Here is an 18491-nt window from a genome sequence, read left to right as displayed (position 1 = left end):
ACCCAGGGTGTCTCCGTACCCTGTCAGCGGGCACACTTGAAGCGTGCTGGAATCCATCGTTCTGCGCCGGGTGCTGTTGGGCATTGCGGCCCTGATGGGAGCCGCGGCCATTCTCTTGGCATTGTTCCTGGCCGACACCGACGACAACGACGTGGCCGTCACCGGCAACGCCGCGGTGGACGAGCTCATCCCTCCCCGCAACGCTGAAGTCCTCTCCCAGGAAACTGTGGGCATCGACTTGGCTGCCGGCTACGACGCCCGCCTGACCATCAACGGAGTGGAGATACCGCCTGGTCAGATTCGACATCTCCCCAACCTCAACCGCTTCACATTTCGCCCCGATCAAGGCAAGGCGATCGAGAGCCTGCGCGCCGAACAAAACTGCGTACTGGCGACCTATTGGCGCCAAGAGGTCGGTCCCGCCGATGCCGACACCATCTCTTGGTGCTTCACGGCTTCCTAGTCGCTGAAACCTTCCCCCGCGCTTGTCCATGGAGGGACCGCAGGGATGCCTCCAGCAGGCGCAAGTATCCGGCGAACTCCACCGATTCTCCGTCCTGCAACCACTCCAATCGGTCCCGCTCGCGTTCTAGGTGCTCGCCCATGAGCCGGTCTATGAGGTCCTTGCCCTCCGGACTGAGCTGGGCCATCATCACCCGGCGGTCGTCGGGATCGGGCACCCGGCGGATCAGATTCAGCTTCTCAAGCTGGTCTACGCGCCCGGTCATTCCCCCCGAAGTCAGCATGGTCATGGCGGCCAGCTCGCTTGGCTTGGCCTGAAACGGCTCCCCGTTTCTCCGCAATGCTGCCAGGACGTCGAATAGGCCGAGCGTAAGGCCGTGGGGGCGGAGGAACTCGGCCATTGACTGCTCGAACAATCGGTCGATCCGAGAGATTCGCCCGAAGATGCCAATGGGTGATGCGTCCAGATCAGGACGCTCGCTGGCCCACTGCTCCAATATCGAGTCAACTCGGTCGTAGGTCACGACAACTCCTCCAGCACCGTTCCGATGGTGTCGACTACTCGATCCACCTCTGAATCGGTAAACGTGAACGGCGGGTAGATGCCCAGGTGGTCGGCTTGGGCCCGCACCAGCACTCCAGCAGACTGGACGCGACGCTGGGCCTCGACCACGAGGGGCTCAGGGCTGTCACCGGCCAACTCGACTGCGGCCAGCATCCCCTCTCCTCGGACTTCGGCCACAACTGGCAGGGAGTCCAGCTTGCCGACTCGCTCTTGGAGATGACGCCCGGTCTGGCGGCTGTGGTCGACAAGGCCTTCTCGCTCCAGAATCTCGATCACCTTCAGCCCGGCGACACAGGCCGCGGGATGCCCGCTGTAGGTGTAACCGTGCATCAGCTCGATCGAGCCCTCGGGATCGACGAATGCCTCGTGAATCCCGCTGCTGGCTATGGCCGCCCCCATCGGTATGTAGGCCGATGTGAGCCCTTTGGCCACCGTCATGATGTCGGGAACCACCCCATAGCGGTGACCGCCGAACCAGTGCCCCAGCCGTCCGAATCCGCATACCACCTCATCCAGCACGAGCAGCACATCATGGCGGTCGCACATCGCCCTTACCTCGGACAAATAGTCCTCAGGCGGCGGGTATACCCCTCCAGCGGCCTGCACCGGCTCCATAATCACCGCAGCGATAGTGCTCGGATCGCGATGGACCAGTTCGCGTTCCAGTGTATCGACCTCGTGGGCCGGTACCTGAGTGCAGCCTTCCAGTAGAGGTCCGAATCCCGACCGGTTCTCCGTCAGGCCCCCCACCGAAATCCCCCCAAGGTTCATGCCGTGGTAGCCCCGATGCAGCGACACAAAGCCGGTTTTGGATGCCTGGCCGACCCGGCGCCAGTACCCGCGGGCAATCTTGAGGGCGGTCTCTACCGCCTCGGAGCCGGAGTTTGTGAAAAAGACGTGGTTCAGATCGCCAGGAGTTCGGGCGGCAACAGCCTCGGCCAGTTCCTGAGCCCGGGGATGGCTGTAGCCGAACAGGCAGTGATACTCCAGGATGCGGAGTTGGTCGCTCACTGCGTCGGCGATCTCGGTTCGGCCGTGTCCCAAGATCACACAGGCCACTCCTCCGGCCGTGCCGTCAAGCAGCCGAGCCCCGTCATCGGTCTCCACGTAGTTCCCGTCACCAGCCACCACCACCGGTGGCGTGCTGCCGCCAGCAGAGGTGAACGGCATCCACAACGAGCCGGACGCGCTCTTCATGACCCGCTCCGCGAGTCCCGCCAGGCCAAAAGGGACTCCAGTTCTTCAATCTGATAGTCGGGACCCGACCGCACCAAGATCAGGTGATCGGCCCCGGCGGCGGTGTAGTCGTCGTAGGTGGCATCGCTGGCGGTTTCGAACACCGCCACCGTCCGCTCTATCTGAGATGGATCGCGCTCAGCCCGCTCGCACCATCCGTCCAGCACCCGGTTGAGGTGGGCGATCTCATCGGGCGTGCCCCAGCCGTTCCAGGCATCGGCCAGCCGGGCGCACACATCCAGGGTCATCCGCGGACCCAGACCGCCGACCAGAATGGGAAGCGGTCCCACTGGGCCGGGCCTGAGCTGTCCCAGCCGGTGGCGGATTCGGTGGATAGCCACCTCCATCTCTCGAATTCGATCGGCATCACGGGACATGGCATACCCGTAAGACTGGTAGTCGCGCTCCAACCAGCCTGAACCCAGGCCGAGCACCAATCGGCCTCCCGAGGCGTGGTCCACCGTTCGGGCCATGTCGGCCAGCAGATCGGGATTGCGGAATCCGGTGCCGGTGACCAGCGGGCCGATTTGGGCCCTCTTGGTGACTGACGCCATGGCCGCCAACGTGGACCAGCACTCGAAGGCAGTGCCCTCGAGGTCGCCGTCAATCGGAAAGAAGTGGTCGAACGTCCAGATGCTGTCGGCACCAGCCTTGTCAGCGTGCCGCCAAGCGGCCGCCATCTCGTCCCAGGTCACATGGTTGGGCCTGATCTGGACTCCTACCCGGGGCGCCATTTCACGCCCCTTCGTGAGAGGCAGCCAGACCGGTAATGAGCGAAACCAGCTTTTGCGCGTCGGTGCTGTGAGCGTCCAAGAGCTCGATGAGCTGGCCCCGGCGCATCACCGCTATCCGGTCGGCAAGGCGGAACACCTGGTCCAGATTGTGACTGACCACGATGATGGTCAGCTCGCGCTCCCGCAGGGTGGTGATGAGGTCTTCCACTCGGGCCGTCTCGGCGATGCCCAGAGCGGCGGTGGGCTCGTCCATGATTATCACCTCGTTGCCCCAGTTCATGGCCCGGGCGATGGCCACTCCCTGACGCTGGCCCCCGGAGAAGTGCTGGACCGGAATACGCACCGACGGGATCTTGATGTTGAGCCGACGGATGATCTGCTCGGTGTCTCGACGCATGGCCCGGCGCCGCAGGAAAGTGAACGGCCCCCACCCCACTTTGTGCTCGCGCCCCATGAACAGGTTCTGGGCCGCGTCGAGATTGTCGGCCAGCGCCAAGTCTTGGTACACGGTTTCGATGCCAGCCGTGCGGGCGTCCAACGGGGACCGGAACCGACGGGCCTCGCCGTGCAGCACGACTCTTCCCGCATCGGGCTGCTCCGCACCGGAGATCACCTTGAGCAGGGTGCTCTTGCCGGCTCCGTTGTCGCCCACTATGGCGGTGAGCGATCCGGTGGGAAAGTCCAACGACACATCCCGAAGGGCAACCACCCCTCCATAGCGCTTGTGGATCCCCGACACGCTCAGCGCGATTTCCGACGGCTGGGAGCCCTCGGTGCGGGAGGTGTCGGCAACTGATCCAGGTTGGCTAGCGGTCATGATCTTGCTCCCTGCAATTGCTCGAACAGATAGTCGGGTGAGACCGGCACCCGGTTCACCTGGACGCCCAATTCGGACAAGGCGTCCTCAATGGCGTTGGCTACCGCGGCCGGAGGCGAGATTGCTCCCGCCTCCCCCACGCCCTTTATGCCCAGCGGATTGAGCGGCGATGGCGTCTCGAGATGGGTGACGGCCAATTCGGGCACTCCGGCGGCGTCGGGCACCAGGTAGTCGGCCAGGCTGGGATTCTGGGGCTGTCCGTCGGCGTCGTAGGCAACTTGCTCGAACAGCGCTGCTCCGATCCCCTGGGCCACTCCCCCAGCGATCTGGCCGTCCACGATCATGGGGGACAGCAGTGGCCCGCAGTCGTGGGCCACGACGTAGTCCAGAACTTCGGCCGCGCCCGTGGTCGGATCGACGGCAACCCGGGCCACATGCACTCCGGCGGCAAAGGTCACCGTCGGAGGCTCGAAGCAGACCACCTCGTCCAAGCTTGCCTCGCTGCCGTTGGCGAACACCCCTCCCGGAGCGAAACCGGCGGCCACCTCGGCCAACTCCATGCGCCGAGTGGGCGTTCCCACTACCTCCACTGCGCCCCGTCGGATGCTCAGGTCAGCGGGAGACAACTCCCAATGATCAGCCACCGCATTCACAATCCGTTCTCGCAGGGCCGTGGCCGCCTCATGGATTGCACTGCCTGCCACCACCGCGCTGCGGCTGGCCAGCGTGCCCCAGCCATGTTCGACCGCGGCGGTGTCACCTCCAATCACCGTCACCCGATCGGGGTCGGCCCCAAGCGTTTGAGCGCACAACTCGGCAAACACCGTCTCATGTCCCTGGCCTTGTGAGCACGCCCCGGTAGCCACCTCGACCCAACCGGTCTCGTCCACCCGCACCCGAGCGCTCTCGAACGGCCCCACTCCCGTACCCTCCACATAGGTGGAGACACCGACGCCGACCAACCGACCGTATTCGTCCCGCGCCCCACCCCGAAGGCCCTGTGTCATCCCGCTCGACTCCATGGCCGCCTCGAAGCATCCGGAGAAGTCTCCGCTGTCGTAGGTCATGGGCGTGCCATCTCGGTAGTTGAGACCCACCGAATAGGGCATCTCGTCGGCAGTGATGAGATTGCGACGGCGAAGCTCCACCGGGTCGATGCCCATTTCTCGGGCGGCCACCTCGATGATGCGGTCCATGGCAAAGACCGCTTCGGGCCTTCCTGCTCCTCGATAGGGCGAGACCGGTGCCTTGTTGGTGACCACCGCGGTGGCTTCCACGTCCAAAGCCGGCACCCGGTAGCAGCCGCACAGGTGGGCCAGGGTGTTATAGGGCTGGACCACGCCCAGTGGATTGGCCGCTCCATTGTCCACGACGAAGCGGTCTCTCACTCCCAAGATGCGACCGTCGCCGTCGAGGGCCATCTCAATCTCGTGGATCTGGTCTCGGGACTGGATCGCGGCCAGGCCGTGCTCGCTCCGCTGCTCTACCCACTTGAGGGCGACCCCCATCTCCAAGGCCAGAAAGGCCATTACCAGCTCTTCGGCATAGGGAATGGCCTTGACGCCGAAGCCGCCACCCACATCGGGGGCCACAACCCGAATGCGGTGCGCCGGCCTGCCTAGAGCCTTGGCCAAGGCGGTGCGCAGCGGATGGGGAATCTGAGTGCTGCTCCACACGGTGAGCAGGTCGGTACGGGGATCGTGCTCGGCCACCACGCCCCTCGGCTCCATCGGGTGACAGGCCAGTCGGCCCGAGTGCAGTCGCCGCTGGCTGACGTGGGCGGCTTCGGCGAAGGCACCGTCAATGTCGCCAAATCCGGCGGCGATAAACAAAGAGCGGTTGTCGGGCCAGTGGTCGTACAGCCGGGGAGCGTCGTCGGCCAGTGCCGCGAAGGGATCGATCACTGGCGTACGGGGAGCCAGGTCGAGGAGCACCCGTTCAGCAGCGTCTGCTGCGGCATAGGGGGTTTCGGCGATGACGACCGCAATCGGATCGCCCACATGTCGTACCCGGTCCACCGCTAGCAGCGGCCGACCCTCATGGCGAACGAATAGCCGCTCGTCGCCCAGAGATTCCAGCAATTTGTCCTGGTAGACGCCGCCATCGGCCTCGTTGGGCGCCATCGTGTCGATCCGCCCGATCAGATCCGCGCCGGTCCAGCCAACAACGTCCGGGGGCAATTCCACCCCGTTCACGTCGGCGTGGGCCACAGGACTGCGAACGAACGCGACATAGCGCATCGACGCAAGCTCGATGTCGGCCACATAGCGTCCGCCGCCCCGCAGCAACCGGGGATCCTCCCGCCGCAGTGCCTTCACCGGGCTATCTCCATCGCCCAGTAGTCCCACTGGGTATGGGTGTACTCCTCCAGCGTCAGTCCGTCGGTGAGCAGCTCGTCGGTCAGCTCAGACCGGTCGATTGATTCCACCGTGCCGAGACCTCGGGCCATGATCTGCAATCGTGCTGAGCGCTCGAGGTTGACTGCGCTGACGGTGGCCTCCTCGATGGACGAGCCCACCACTGTCAGGCCGTGCCCCTTCAGCAGGATCCCCTTCCGGTCGGTCAGGGCCGCGGCCACTGCCTGGCCCCGCTCAGGGTTGTCAATCTGCACTGCGGAGTCGTACACCGGCACGCCGTCGGCAAACAGCGTGCACAGGTGCCAGACCGGGGCGAGGGGAACGTCGGTCATAGAGAAGGCAATGCAGTGCATGGGGTGGGCGTGGATCACCGCTCCCACATCGGGGCGGGCCCGATATATCTCTGTGTGCATGAACCGCTCTCCGGGAGCATCCATCGATCCGTCCACAACCTCGCCGTCCAGGTCCATCACCACCACATCGCTCGGCTCCGTCTTGGCCAGATCCTTCACATCGTCATGTGTGTGCCCCAGCACTGCCACCAAGTCGGTGCCCGGAATCCGGGCCGACGGGTGGCCAAAGGGGCCGATCAGCCGCTCGCGGACCAATATCCGAGTAGACGTGGCGATCTTCTCCCTGAGAACCGCAATGGCCTCGGTGCTGTTGCTGCTCATGGCCGCGCTCCGATATCGAGAATGTGAACGACTTTGGTGCGGGTGTAGCTGAGCAGCGACTCCATCGATCCCTCTGCTCCCAACCCGGAGTCCTTGTACCCGCCGAATGGCGTTTCCAGGAAGTGCTGGCCCCGCCCATTGATCCAGACGCATCCGGCCTGTACTCGGCGGGCGGCGTCCATGGCCCAGTCCAAGTCGTTGGTGATGATATTGGCGGTCAGTCCATAGCGGGTGGCATTGGCCTGGGCGATGAGATCGTCGGGGTCTCGCCATTCCAGAACCGACAGCACCGGACCGAATATCTCCTCGGTGGCAATGACATGGCCCGGCTCCACCCGGTCGAACAGCGTCGGCACCAGGTAGTACCCGCCCTCGGGCACGCCGTTGGGAGAGCCACCGCCCCGAATCAGCCGGGCACCCTCGGAGTGGCCGGTCTCCACGAAGCCCCGCACCCGCCTGAGCTGAGGTTCCGACACCAGCGGCCCCATGGTGGTGGCGGAATCCAGAGGATCGCCCACCCTGATTTGGTCGAGTCGGGCGGCCACGGCGTCAACGATCTCGTCGTGCAGATCAGCCGGGGCATAGAGCCGCGAAGTAGACCCACAAGACTGCCCCTGGGAGGACTCGAAGTTCATCCCTCCCACGGCCTGCTCGGCTACGAATGCGGGATCGGCATCGGGCGCCACCAGAAGGGGGTTCTTGCCCCCGAGCTCCATGGTCACGTTCTTGACCTGCCCGGATTGCGCAGCAGCCTCCATCACCCGCAGCCCGGTCGTGCCCCGCCCGGTGAACCCGATCCGGCCAACGCCCGGGTGGGCCACCAAGGCTTCGCCCGTTGTCGCCCCGTCACCGGTGAGCACGGTGAGCACGCCGGGAGGAAGAATCTCCGCGGCGAGATAGGCCACTTCCAAGGGGGATATGGGGGCTTGGTCGGGGGCCTTCACGATGACGGTGTTGCCCGCGGCCAGAGGAGCGGCCGAGTGGAACAGGGTGAACATCAGCGGGTGGTTGAAGGGCAGGATGCGCCCCACCACGCCGTAGGGCTCTCGCAAGGTCAGATGGAGGCTGTTGGCCGAGGCTGGCAGGGTCTTTCCGTGCAGTTCTCGGGCGATGCCGGCGAAGTAGTCCAGGGCATCGGCCCCGTAGGCCACGTCATTGCGCATGGCGGCCACGGGGTTCCCGCTGTCCATGGCGTCGATCCGGGCCAGACGCTCAGTTTGCGACCGCACCGCGTCGGCTAGAGCGCGCAGATATCGGCCTCGCTCAGCGGCCGACAGCGCCGCCCATCCCGGTTGGGCCTTCGCAGCCACATCGACGGCGCGATCCACCACCGCGGCATCGGCTCGCGGCACTTCGGCCACCGTCTCGCCGGTGCCCGGGGCAATGGCCGCCATCATGTCGCCATCGGACACCTCGCCGTCTCCCACCAACAGCGGATAGCGGTCGCGGAGGTCGACTTCAAGAAGTTCGACAGTCATGGCAAAATCACCGGTTTCATCTCGGCGCCGGACCGCATGGCGACCAGCGCGTCGGTCACCTGATCCAGCGAGTAGGCCGTTGAGCACACCACCGATTCCAGCTCCAGCTCGCCGCCGTGCCGGTCCAAGAACCGGAGGGCGTCGTGGAAGTGGGAGATGTCGGCCGAAAGCGAAGTCCTCACCGTGAGCTGGCGGACCTTCATGGCCGTGGTCGGCACGGGCACTGTCTCGCCGTGGGCTTGGCCGATCACCATGAGCGTGCCCCCCGCCCGCACCATCTCCATACCCTCGGTGAAGGCATCGGGCGGCCCCGCGCATTCGAGCACGATGTCTGCCCCCCTGCCCTCCGTCATGCTGCGAACCGCTTCGATTCTCTCGTCGGGCTCGGTGTCATCGATGTTGATGCGGGCGGTCAATTCCCACGACTCGGTGGCGGCCAGCCGGGACCCTGGCGCACCGATGAGGACTACCTGGTCGGCTCCACTCCGCATAGCCGCCGCCGCGGCCAGAACCCCGACCGGACCGGCCCCGAGAACGACCACCGTGTCGCTGAAGCGAATGCGGGGCATTCGATCTAGGGCGTGCATGACCGTGCGCAAAGCGCAGGTGGCCGCCGAGGCCAGTGGGCTGGACACACCAGCGGGAACCCGCAGGACACGCGAATCGGGAGAGACATGAAGGTGTTCTGAGAAAGTCCCGCTGGCCACGCCCTCCTCATAGGGACCCCACCCATAGCCCATGGTGTTCTCGCACAGCGTGGGCTGCTTGGCCACCGCACAGAAATAGCACCGGCCGCACCAGTTGTGGGCCCAGACGATGCGATCTCCGGTTCGAATCGGCTGCCCCAGCGCGTCGCGCTCCAACCCCGGGCCCAACTCCACAACCGTGCCGGTGCCCTCGTGGCCCATTACCAGGGGCAGACGGGCCAGATGCCCGAAGACGCCATCGGAGATGTGGACATCGGTTCCGCACACGGTGGCGGCGTCGATCCGCACCAGCGCGCCCCCGGGAAGAACGGGCCCTAGATCGAGCGATTCAATCGTGGGTCCGTGGCTGTAGTCCGCCAACATCACTGCCCGACTCATTCGGGAGCCTCCCGCCATATCGGGCCCCGCTCAACCACCGGATCGAGCAGGCCTTCGGCCACCCACTCGGTGTAGGCGTAGGGGTCGTAGGTCTTGGCCACCTGGCCGGGGTAGCCGATCTGCTCGCGTACCACCGGGCTGAGGTAATAGCAGGCCGCGACGGCGATGGTCAGCGCGACGTAAGCGGCCTCGTCGTCGGCGTGGAGGGCCGCCAGTCGGTCGACGGTGAACGAAGTTGGATCGAGCGCGTCCACCGCCCGGACCAAGGGCTGGCGGAGATCGTCGCGCCAACTGAGAATTTGAGCCAGATAAAACTCCACTGCCTTCACGTCGGAGACTGCGGGCATGCCGTGGGCCGCGGGAAGCATCACATCGGCGAGGGCAGTCAGCCGACCGATGTCGATGTCGGCGGTTTCGGCAGGCGATACGGCAGCAGTCATGCCGGGACTTTCTGCTCGCTGCGGTGCCGAACCAGCAGGTCCGCGGTCCGCAGGGCCAGCGCGGTGATGGTGCATGTGGGATTGACCCCGGAACTGGTCACGAACACGCTGGCGTCGGCGACATAGAGGTTCGCCACGTCGTGAGCTTGCTGGCGGGGATTGACCACCGAAGTAGCCGGGTCATTGCCCATACGGGCGGTTCCCATGAGGTGCCATCCCGAATAGGGGATCATGCTGGCCACTGCGGTCTCCTGGCACCCCGATGCCTTCAGCGATTCGGTGGCCCGGTCTTCCTGGAAGGCCATCAGCCGCCGCGAGTGGTCGGAGATCCGGTAGCTCACCCGGGGCGCGGGTATTCCGTGGGTGTCAATGCACTCGGAATCGAGTTCTACTCGGTTGGACTCCTCGGGAAGATCCTCGCCGAAAATGGCCCAGCTCGCTCCTCGGCCGAAGGTGCGGCCCATGAGTACATGGTGATCCGGTCCCCAAACCTCGTTGCCAGCCCGCATGGGCAAGATGTGGTTGAGGGGACCACCGACCGGTGAAAGCGCCCACTTGGCTCCCCTGACAAACCCGCGACCGGGGTCGGTCTCGTAGAACTGGTAGCTGGTGATGCTGGCCCCGAAGTGGCCCTGCCAGCCCTCCACCTGATCGTCCCACCACCCGGTCACCACCGAGAACGGGTGCATCATCAAGCGACGACCCACTAAGCCGCTGGAGTTGGCCAGCCCATCGGGGCAGTGGCGGTCGTCGGCCGACAGCAGCAGCAGCCGGGCCGTGCCGATGGCGTTGGCCGCCAAGATCACCACATCAGCCTCCTGGTGGCGCTCGACGCCAGAGCGATCCAGCCAGACGGCCCCGGTGGCCAGCCCTCGCGGGCCCATAGTGATTCGGCTGACCCGGGCGCCGGTGATGAGCCGGGCTCCGGCGGCGGTCGCCTTGGGCCAGTGGGTCAGGTCGGTTGAGGCCTTGGCCCCCTCGGCGCACCCTGAGGTACACACTCCCCGCTGCACACACGGTCGCCGCCCGTCGTAGGGGGCGGACAAAATGGCATTGGGCTCAGGCCACCAGTGCCATCCCAGCCGGTTGTGCCCCTCAGCCACCCGCCGCCCGGCCGCACCCAAGGGCAGCGGAGGCAGCGGGTAGTCGTCGTGGGGAGGATAGGCCGGGTCTCCGGCCAAGCCGGACACGCCGATCTGCTGGTCGATGGCGTCGTAGTACGGCACCAGCTCCCGGTAGGCGATGGGCCAGTCGTCGGCCACCCCGTCCATCGTCCGCACCCGGAAGTCCGAAGGAAGCATCCGAGGCCACGTCCCGGCGTAGATGATCATGCTGCCCCCCACCGCGTTGTACATGAGGGGCTCGATGTCCGACTCATCGTGAACCACCGGGTAGTCCTCCGGCCGATTACGCACATTGGGGCTCATGGCCCAGTCCTTGCGTATGGCCAGCTCCCAATCAGGTCGAGTGCCGGGGAACGCGGACCTATCGGGCCAATCGCCCTGCTCAAGGCAGACGACATCGAAGCCGTGCTCGGCCAGGTGGCGCGCCGCCACCCCGCCGGACGCACCGGCACCGATAATCAAGACGTCGGCCCGATAGGTCATGTTCGCTTTCGGGTTACCGGAGGGGAGAACCCCTACCGGAGGTCGGCGTTGGTCATGCCTTCGATAGTGTCGGCATCCACCACGAAGGTGGGGGCCTGGATGAAGTATCCCTGGCCAGTGCTGCCGGTAGTGAGGTACTGGTGGGCGACTTCGGCAGTCTGCCAACCCCACTGGTAGCCCCGCAGGGCGATGGTCATATCCACGCCGGTACCAGCCCGAATCTGATCGAACACCGCCGGCTCGCCGTCGGTACCGGTGACGAGGATGTCGGCATGGTCGATGCCGGCCTCTTCCACTGCGGTGGCCGCGCCCAATGCCAGAGCGTCGCTGTCGGCCCATATTCCGTCGAGGTCGGGATTGGCGGTCAGCGCGTCCTGAGCCAAACGGAGGCCCTCTTCAGCGGTGAAGCTGTTGGCGCTCTGGTTGAACACCACCTCGACGCCGGGATTGGCCTCCATGGTGTGCTCGAAGCCCTCGCGCCGCTTCTCCACATACTCGCTGGCCCCCGGTCCGCCGATCCGGGCGATCTTGCCCGATCCGCCGAGTTGTTCGACCATCCACTCGCTCTGCTTGGTGCCCTCAACACCCCAGTCAGTGCCGATGAAGCCGATCTCCGGGGCGGCCTCCTGCACGCTGTCGCCAGTAGACAGCATGGGGATGCCGGCAGCCGCAGCGGCTTCATATGCGGGAATGAGCGCTTGGCGGTCGCCAGGCGAGGCGATGATGAGGTCGACCCCCTGGGTGACGAAGTCCTCGATCTGAGCCACTTGGTCTTCAATCACGTACGCAGCGTCGGCGGCGACGAAGTTCCAGCAGTTCTGGGCGCCGAACTCGGCCAGGCCAGCTTCGAGGTCGCGGAAGTACAAGATGAAGGTCGCCAGGTTGGCGTATCGCACCTCGTAGATCTCCTCACAGCCTCCGTCACCGGACGCGGCGTCGTCGTCATCGTCGTTGCCACAGGCCGACACCACCAGCCCAAAGGCCAACAGCAGCGCCAGAAGTTTGAACAACAGTTTTTTGGTTTTCATTGTGGTTCCCCTCCGGGTGTTTATGGTTGCTCCGACGTCGACAGGGCCGATTGCTCGGTCTGGTCGGCATCTTGGAGTTCTCTCTCGCCCGATCGGGCCGATTGCTCGGTCTGGTCGGCATCTTGGAGTTCTCTCTCGCCCGATCGGGCCGATTGCTCGGTCTGGTCGGCATCTTGGAGTTCTCTCTCGCCCGATCGGGCCGATTGCTCGGCCCGTTCGATGGCGCGACGTTCTTCATCGAGTTCGTGCTCGACTTCGACTTCAATGGCGGTGTCCTCGCTTCGATTGGCCCAGCGGTCCAAGTAGCGGCGCAGGAATTGTGAGGTCATGGCCAGCACGAAGACAACGCCCAGCCACACGTCCTGCATGTTGGACGACACATTGAGCAGGTTGAGGCTGTTGCGAATCACCCCGATCAGCAACACCCCGGCAAGGGTGCGGGGTATTGATCCCCGTCCTCCGAACAGGTTGGTGCCTCCGAGAACGACCGCGGCCACCGCATAGAGCTCAGTAAGCACCGCGGCGTTGGGCTGGCCGACATTGACCCGGCCCAGCAGGGTGAAGCCTCCGACCGCGACGGCGAGTCCTCCCAGCACAAACACCGTGACCCGCACTCTGGTGACGTTGATTCCGGCCCGGCGGGCTGCTTCGGCGTTCCCCCCCACTGCGTAGATCCGCAGTCCGAACCGGGAATAGCGCAGGATCACGTGGTAGACCACGCCAAGGCCCAGCGCGACCCAAATGGGCATTCGCAAGCCGATGAACTCTCCGCTCCACCACGCCTTCCAGCCGCCAGGGAGGTTGCCCACCGTGTTGCCCGCGGTGATTTCACGGGCCAATCCCCTCGCCATGATCAGAAGCCCCAAGGTGGTGATGAACGACGGGACTTTGAGCACCGCGGTGATGAGCCCGTTGAACAGTCCAGCGGCGATGCCCACGCCCACACCGGCCAGCAAGCCGAGCACAATGCTGTTGTTCCGCACCATGGTCTCGGCCGCCACCACCCCGATGAGGGCCAGCACGGACCCCTGGGACAGATCTAGTTCGGCCGCGATGATGACCAGGGTCATCCCAAAGGCCGCGCAGGCCAAGAACGAGGTTTGCAGAAGGATGTTCTGGAGGTTGCCGGTGGTCAGGAACACGTCGGACTTGACCGTCATCACCGCGCCCAAAATGATGACCACGAAGATCGCGAACCCGGCTTCCACCACCCGGGGTATGGCGACACGGATCCTGTCCCAGTCCATCGCGACCGCCGGCTCGGTCACGGGGCCACCTCTTGCCTCGACCGATGGCGATGGGCTTCGATGCCCTCGACCACCAGATCCACCAAGGCGTCGAGGTAGCGCTCCCCGGCATCCGCGGTGGCCCCGCGGGGGTCGCCGATGATGCCAACCGGGGAGAGGGCGGCCATGCCCCCGGAGCGCAACTTGGCACTGGCCGAGGCTGCTGGTCCGATATGGCCGGCAACTGCCGACGCCATATCCACCCGGTCGGGAGCGATGGCCAGAATGATGCTGGTCTCGAAGTGACCGCCGTGGGTTCCGACCAACTCGCGGTCCAAACCGAGCTGATCCTCGGCCACCCGATGAACGGCGTCCCGTTGGGCGGGCCAATCGTCGAACGAGACCACCCGGCTCCGTTCGGTGGGATCCAACTCAGCCATGACTGCGGCCATAGCACCGACGTTCCCGGCATGGCCGGTCACCAAATAGGCCCCCCGAAAACCGTGGCTCAGCAGGGTCTGGATCACTTCCACCATCATGCTGCGGAGAGTTGTGTCGCTCAGGCTGGCCGTGCCGGGAAAAGCCAGATGGTGACTAGAGGCGCCTATGGGGATGCCGGGCACCACCATGCACTCCCCCGCCGTTTGTGCCGCCCGGTCGGCTACCGCCTCGGCGATAAGGGAGTCGGTGTCCAGGGGAAGATGAGGACCGTGCTGCTCGAGGGCGCCCAGGGGCACAATCACATCCAGCGGACCCTGTTTGAGCTGCTCACCCAAAGCCGTCCAGCTCATCTCCCCCAGCCGCACGAGCGCCTCAGAGGTTGGTAAGGGTGGCGTCGAGATAGGTGGGCTTCTGCGGGCGGCCGACGCCGATCACCACCTGCACCAGGGCTTCCTCATCAGTGTGATTGCGCAATCCGTGCATGATTCCGGCAGGGCTGTAGATCATCTCTCGTTCCTTCAGGACCGTATCGACGATCCGCCCGTCGTCATCCTCCCACCACGCGGTCAACTCTCCCTTGACCACGAAGAAAACCTCTTCCACCTCATGTGCGTGGGAGGGGGCCACCGCACCGGGGGGCATCATCATCACCGACAGGGTGAAATTGTCGGCCGTGACCGTTCCCGGCTCGTAGTGCTTTCCCGTGATGCTTGCCCCCACCATCCGCACATGGGCCCGCCGGTACTCCTCCTTCAGGTCTCCTTGCGCGGCAAACGGCTCCCAGTCAAGTTCCTTGCCCCCGTACCGCTGGACATGCTCGAAAAAATCGGCATCGGTGAATTCACTCGCCACGTTGCCCCTCCCCCTAGGTATTTCAGTGCTCGCTATCTTAGGCCCAAAGTTTTGTCCGTGCTCAGGGTCTCAGGAAATGAGCTGGCGCTGGTGGGCCAGGGTCACTGCATAGCCAGGACGCGAAAGGGCGATGAGGATGCCGCTGGCCTGGATCTCTTCGGCCGAACCCTTGCGTCGGGTGGGCGGGGTCAGGGTGATTGGCTGGTTTGTGGTCAGCTCCAATATCAAACCAGCGGCACCTTGGGTGAGGTCCAAGGCATCGGACCCCTGTCGAGCGGGCCCGAAGCTGCCCACCGCACGGCGACGGAGCAGAACGGGGTCTTGCACCGCGAGGTGGTCGTGGAGCACGACACCGGCGGGAACGAACACCAGCCATCGTCTCGTGAGCGAATGGAGTGAGCGAGCGCCGACCATCGCGAGAGCCCCGCCTGCCGCGGTGACCACCCCGCCAATAGCCCAGTGTTCAGCAGCCAACAGCAGTGGCCCGCTCACCACGCCTCCGACCGTGATTGCCACCGCTACGGGCAGCGGCCCGGCCAGCAACAGCGCCGACGGTCGAAGCAAGAGCCGCGCTTCGTCACCATAGGAAATGCCGTTCACGAACAAATGGCCCACCGGAGCGCTCAGCGACACTGCGGCCACCCCGGCGGTGATGGCCGAGACCAGCGCAACCTCGCCCCAATCGGCCCCCTCCCTCCCCGACCAAACCAAGGCCACCACGGCGGAGGGTGTGGCCAGCCGGACCAAGACCAGCGTGGTCGGATGGGCAAGCAACGACCCCACCAGGACTACGCCCCACACCACCCATAGCCCCACCGACGCTGTGGTCCGCCAGGCCGCGCCCGTCTCGTGCAACCCATCGGCCAAGAGCGGCCCAGCAGTGAACGGCAATGCCGCCCACCACACTCGCACCAACCACGCCCAAGCCCGATCCCCCGAGAGACCCTTCACTCGTCCCACTACAGCATCTTCCCTACCCCAAGGAAAGCCAACCTCTACCATCTCGGCTGTGAGTCGCCTTTGTTGGGTACGTCACGCTTGTTCGTCGGCTCAGATTCATGGGTGACGCACGCGGGCGTATCGCCTGGACCCGCCGCCACATGCCTGTGCTGGCTTCTGTGGCCGAAGAATTCAGCCGCACCCGTCCCTTCGACGGCCTCGGCATCGGCCTGCGGATTCACTTGGAGCCCAAGACTGCGGTGCTGATCAACGCGCTCATTCGCGGGGGTGCGCAAGTAACTGCCTTGGGAAACGTGGGCACCACCCAATTCGACACCGTCGCAGAAATCGAGTCGTGGGGCTGCGAAGTGCTCGACCGTCCCGACGACGACGCCCACTCGGTGTCTGCGCACCTCGAACATATGGCCGCCATGGGATTCGATCTCTTGCTGGACAACGGCGCGGAACTGATCGTGGCGTGCATAGAAGCCGGCAGGTTGCCGCTAGGGGCCACAGAGGAGACCACCTCGGGCGCCTTTCTGCTGAGAGAGCAGTATGCCCAGCGGGTGCGGATGCCCGTTATCGTCATCAACGACAGCCCGCTCAAGTCGATTGTGGAGAACAAGTACGGGGTGGGCGAGTCGGTGGTCGACGCCGTCGTGAGCACTACCAACATCTCGCTTCACGCCAAGGTCGTGGTGGTCTTCGGCTACGGCTGGTGCGGTCGAGGCGTTGCGCAGTTCGCCGCGGCCCGCGGTGCCAACGTTGTGGTGGTAGATCCCGACCCGGTGAAGTTGCTCGAAGCGGCCATGGACGGATTCAGCATCGCCAGCGCATCCGAAGCGGCGCGAATCGGGCAAGTCTTCATCACTGCTACCGGACGGGAGGGCGTGGTCGATGTCGACCTGATCCGCCAAATGCGCGACGGCGCCGTGCTCGCCAACGCGGGCCATACCGACCGGGAGATCACCGTGTCGGAACTCAAAGATGCGGCGTCAGCCAGCCCTATGGAACCGTCGCTCACCCGCTACGACCTCGGTGCTGACAAGAGCGTATTCGTGATCGCCGATGGGCAGATCGTGAACCTTGCCGCCCAAGGCTCGCGGGGCAACTCCATAGAGTCAATGGACCTCGGCTTCACCCTTCAAGCCCGCTCACTGGAGCTTCTGGCCACCCAAAGCAAAACCATGCCCTTGGGTCCCCACCCCGTGCCCGAGGCCATAAACCACGAAGTCGCCCTGGCAGTGCTAGAAGCCATGCAGTCTCCTTTGCACCGGCCAGACCAAGACCAGACGCCAAGGGGCTAGACCCTGGTCAAGCACTTCTTACCATCCACAGCCTCATCTGACGACGCAACCACATGCTCAACGTCGCGGTGTAACACTAGAGTGCAACAGGTGACGAACGGGCCAAACCAAGAGCGCCAGTGGGAGCAGGACTGCTCCTTCGCTGCTATCGACTTTGAGACTGCCACTGCCCAACGCTCCTCTGCGTGCGCTTTAGGAGTTGTTGCCGTTGACGCCGGACGCATCGTCGATGAGCAGAGTTGGCTGATTCGACCGCCGTACAACGAATATGAGGAATTCAATACTTGGCTGCATGGAATCCACGCTGCTGATACCAAGAACGCACCTTCATTCGGTGACGTCTGGACCCAAGCTTCCGTTCTGATCGGAGATCGTGTGCTCGTAGCTCACAACGCCCCCTTTGACATGTCAGTTATTCGCCACTCTGCGATCTTTCACGACTACACACCTCCTGAATCTTCATTCCTATGCACTTCCCGGCTGGCGCGTAGTCGCTGGCCAGACCTTGGATCCTGGAGGTTGCCAGACGTCTGTGATGCCCTTTGCATTGCAGACCTAAATCACCATGATGCACTGTCGGACGCCCGTGCAGCCGCCCAAGTCTTGTTGACCATGTGCGAACTCGACAGCAGCGGTGTCTTCGAAGCGTGCGAGAAATTGGGCTACAGAATTGGTCGGCTGTCCGTTGACCACTATGCACCTTTCTCCAATGCCGCACAACGATCTTCGACGTCGTCGAGGTCAAGCCCGCGTGTATCGGAAATCGAACCCACCGTTGATGAGATTGATCCTGATGGCCTGCTGTTCGACAAGCGTGTTGCCTTCACTGGAACCCTGGACTCAATGACCCGTAATGCGGCATTTCAAGTCACTGTCAATTCAGGCGGAAAGCCGTCTACCTCGATTTCCAAGCGCACCCACTTTCTGGTCCTGGGGATGACCGATTACAGCAGAGTCGGGGCTGACGGCATGTCAACCAAGCTCCGCAAGGCAGTAGAGCTACGAGATTCCGGTGCGGCCATTGAGATCATCAACGAAAGCGACTTCCTCCGGATGGCTGATCCCGCTGCCTTCTCCTGACAAAGACTCGACACGCCAAGGGCAAAACACTTGGCCCCGCCCAAAGCTGCGAGGTCAATTTGTCACTGGCGTCGGTAGACTTGTGGCATGGATTTAGGTGGTTTCACCAGGGGAAACACCGCAGTTGCCAGTAGCGGGCCTTCGGGCCGTGGAGGCCGCTGTG

Annotated in this window: 17 protein-coding genes and 1 pseudogene; 3 read left to right on the top strand and 15 right to left on the bottom strand. The window is 64.4% G+C overall.

The features are described from left to right. Nucleotides 1-43 precede the first annotated feature (43 nt). On the top strand, nt 44-463 hold the full coding sequence (locus OXG30_13920) for a hypothetical protein (GenBank protein MCY4135987.1): 420 nt from the start codon (nt 44-46) through the stop codon (nt 461-463). On the opposite strand, the gene OXG30_13915 is transcribed toward OXG30_13920, so the two are convergent. The 15 genes from OXG30_13915 to OXG30_13845 all read right to left on the bottom strand — a co-directional run bounded on the left by OXG30_13915 (nt 450) and on the right by OXG30_13845 (nt 15962). Next, entirely contained in the window at nt 450-986 is a 537-nt protein-coding gene (locus tag OXG30_13915; protein ID MCY4135986.1) for a MarR family transcriptional regulator, read from the bottom strand. The genes OXG30_13920 and OXG30_13915 overlap by 14 nt on opposite strands. Continuing rightward, entirely contained in the window at nt 983-2224 is a 1242-nt protein-coding gene (locus OXG30_13910) for an aspartate aminotransferase family protein (GenBank protein MCY4135985.1), read from the bottom strand. Before OXG30_13910 ends, OXG30_13915 begins: the two co-directional genes overlap by 4 nt. Then, a complete protein-coding gene (locus tag OXG30_13905; GenBank protein MCY4135984.1) occupies nt 2221-2997 on the bottom strand; it encodes an LLM class F420-dependent oxidoreductase in 777 nt (258 codons plus the stop codon). The genes OXG30_13910 and OXG30_13905 overlap by 4 nt, the downstream gene beginning before the upstream one ends. A gap of 1 nt (nt 2998) precedes the next feature. Beyond that, on the bottom strand, nt 2999-3814 hold the full coding sequence (locus OXG30_13900; protein ID MCY4135983.1) for an ATP-binding cassette domain-containing protein: 816 nt from the start codon (nt 3812-3814) through the stop codon (nt 2999-3001). After that, nucleotides 3811-6132, bottom strand: coding sequence for a xanthine dehydrogenase family protein molybdopterin-binding subunit (locus OXG30_13895; protein MCY4135982.1), 2322 nt, complete (start codon nt 6130-6132; stop codon nt 3811-3813). The genes OXG30_13900 and OXG30_13895 overlap by 4 nt, the downstream gene beginning before the upstream one ends. Continuing rightward, nucleotides 6129-6845 (bottom strand): class II aldolase/adducin family protein, encoded by a 717-nt coding sequence (locus tag OXG30_13890; GenBank protein MCY4135981.1) that lies wholly within the window; start codon nt 6843-6845, stop codon nt 6129-6131. Before OXG30_13890 ends, OXG30_13895 begins: the two co-directional genes overlap by 4 nt. After that, a complete protein-coding gene (locus OXG30_13885; protein MCY4135980.1) occupies nt 6842-8323 on the bottom strand; it encodes an aldehyde dehydrogenase family protein in 1482 nt (493 codons plus the stop codon). Before OXG30_13885 ends, OXG30_13890 begins: the two co-directional genes overlap by 4 nt. Continuing rightward, a complete protein-coding gene (locus tag OXG30_13880) occupies nt 8320-9408 on the bottom strand; it encodes a zinc-binding dehydrogenase (GenBank protein ID MCY4135979.1) in 1089 nt (362 codons plus the stop codon). The genes OXG30_13885 and OXG30_13880 overlap by 4 nt, the downstream gene beginning before the upstream one ends. Then, entirely contained in the window at nt 9405-9848 is a 444-nt protein-coding gene (locus tag OXG30_13875) for a hypothetical protein (GenBank protein MCY4135978.1), read from the bottom strand. The genes OXG30_13880 and OXG30_13875 overlap by 4 nt, the downstream gene beginning before the upstream one ends. Then, the gene (locus OXG30_13870) at nt 9845-11455 is read right to left on the bottom strand and encodes a GMC family oxidoreductase (protein MCY4135977.1); all 1611 of its coding nucleotides are present in this window, start codon (nt 11453-11455) and stop codon (nt 9845-9847) included. The genes OXG30_13875 and OXG30_13870 overlap by 4 nt, the downstream gene beginning before the upstream one ends. 32 nt (nt 11456-11487) lie before the next feature. Further along, nucleotides 11488-12483 (bottom strand): sugar ABC transporter substrate-binding protein, encoded by a 996-nt coding sequence (locus tag OXG30_13865; GenBank protein MCY4135976.1) that lies wholly within the window; start codon nt 12481-12483, stop codon nt 11488-11490. Between the two features lie 20 nt (nt 12484-12503). Further along, nucleotides 12504-13751 carry an ABC transporter permease gene (locus OXG30_13860; GenBank protein MCY4135975.1) on the bottom strand — a complete coding sequence of 416 codons (1248 nt, stop codon included), beginning with the start codon at nt 13749-13751 and terminating at the stop codon, nt 12504-12506. Then, entirely contained in the window at nt 13748-14500 is a 753-nt protein-coding gene (locus OXG30_13855) for a creatininase family protein (GenBank protein MCY4135974.1), read from the bottom strand. Before OXG30_13855 ends, OXG30_13860 begins: the two co-directional genes overlap by 4 nt. 22 nt (nt 14501-14522) lie before the next feature. Then, the gene (locus OXG30_13850) at nt 14523-15002 is read right to left on the bottom strand and encodes a dimethylsulfonioproprionate lyase family protein (GenBank protein MCY4135973.1); all 480 of its coding nucleotides are present in this window, start codon (nt 15000-15002) and stop codon (nt 14523-14525) included. A 69-nt stretch (nt 15003-15071) separates the two neighbouring features. Beyond that, nucleotides 15072-15962 carry a hypothetical protein gene (locus OXG30_13845; GenBank protein MCY4135972.1) on the bottom strand — a complete coding sequence of 297 codons (891 nt, stop codon included), beginning with the start codon at nt 15960-15962 and terminating at the stop codon, nt 15072-15074. Between the two features lie 92 nt (nt 15963-16054). Here OXG30_13845 and OXG30_13840 point away from each other — a divergent pair. Both OXG30_13840 and OXG30_13835 read left to right on the top strand, forming a co-directional pair. Then, nucleotides 16055-17248 (top strand): annotated as a pseudogene (locus tag OXG30_13840) (adenosylhomocysteinase). 90 nt (nt 17249-17338) lie between these two features. Further along, complete coding sequence (locus OXG30_13835) at nt 17339-18328, top strand: exonuclease domain-containing protein (GenBank protein MCY4135971.1); 990 nt, start codon at nt 17339-17341, stop codon at nt 18326-18328. Nucleotides 18329-18491: the final 163 nt, after the last annotated feature.

This window comes from bacterium (assembly GCA_026708015.1).
Classification (GTDB): Bacteria; Actinomycetota; Acidimicrobiia; order Acidimicrobiales; family Bin134; genus Poriferisocius.
Note: the sequence above shows the minus strand (reverse complement) of the source record. Positions and strands in the feature narration are given on the sequence as shown.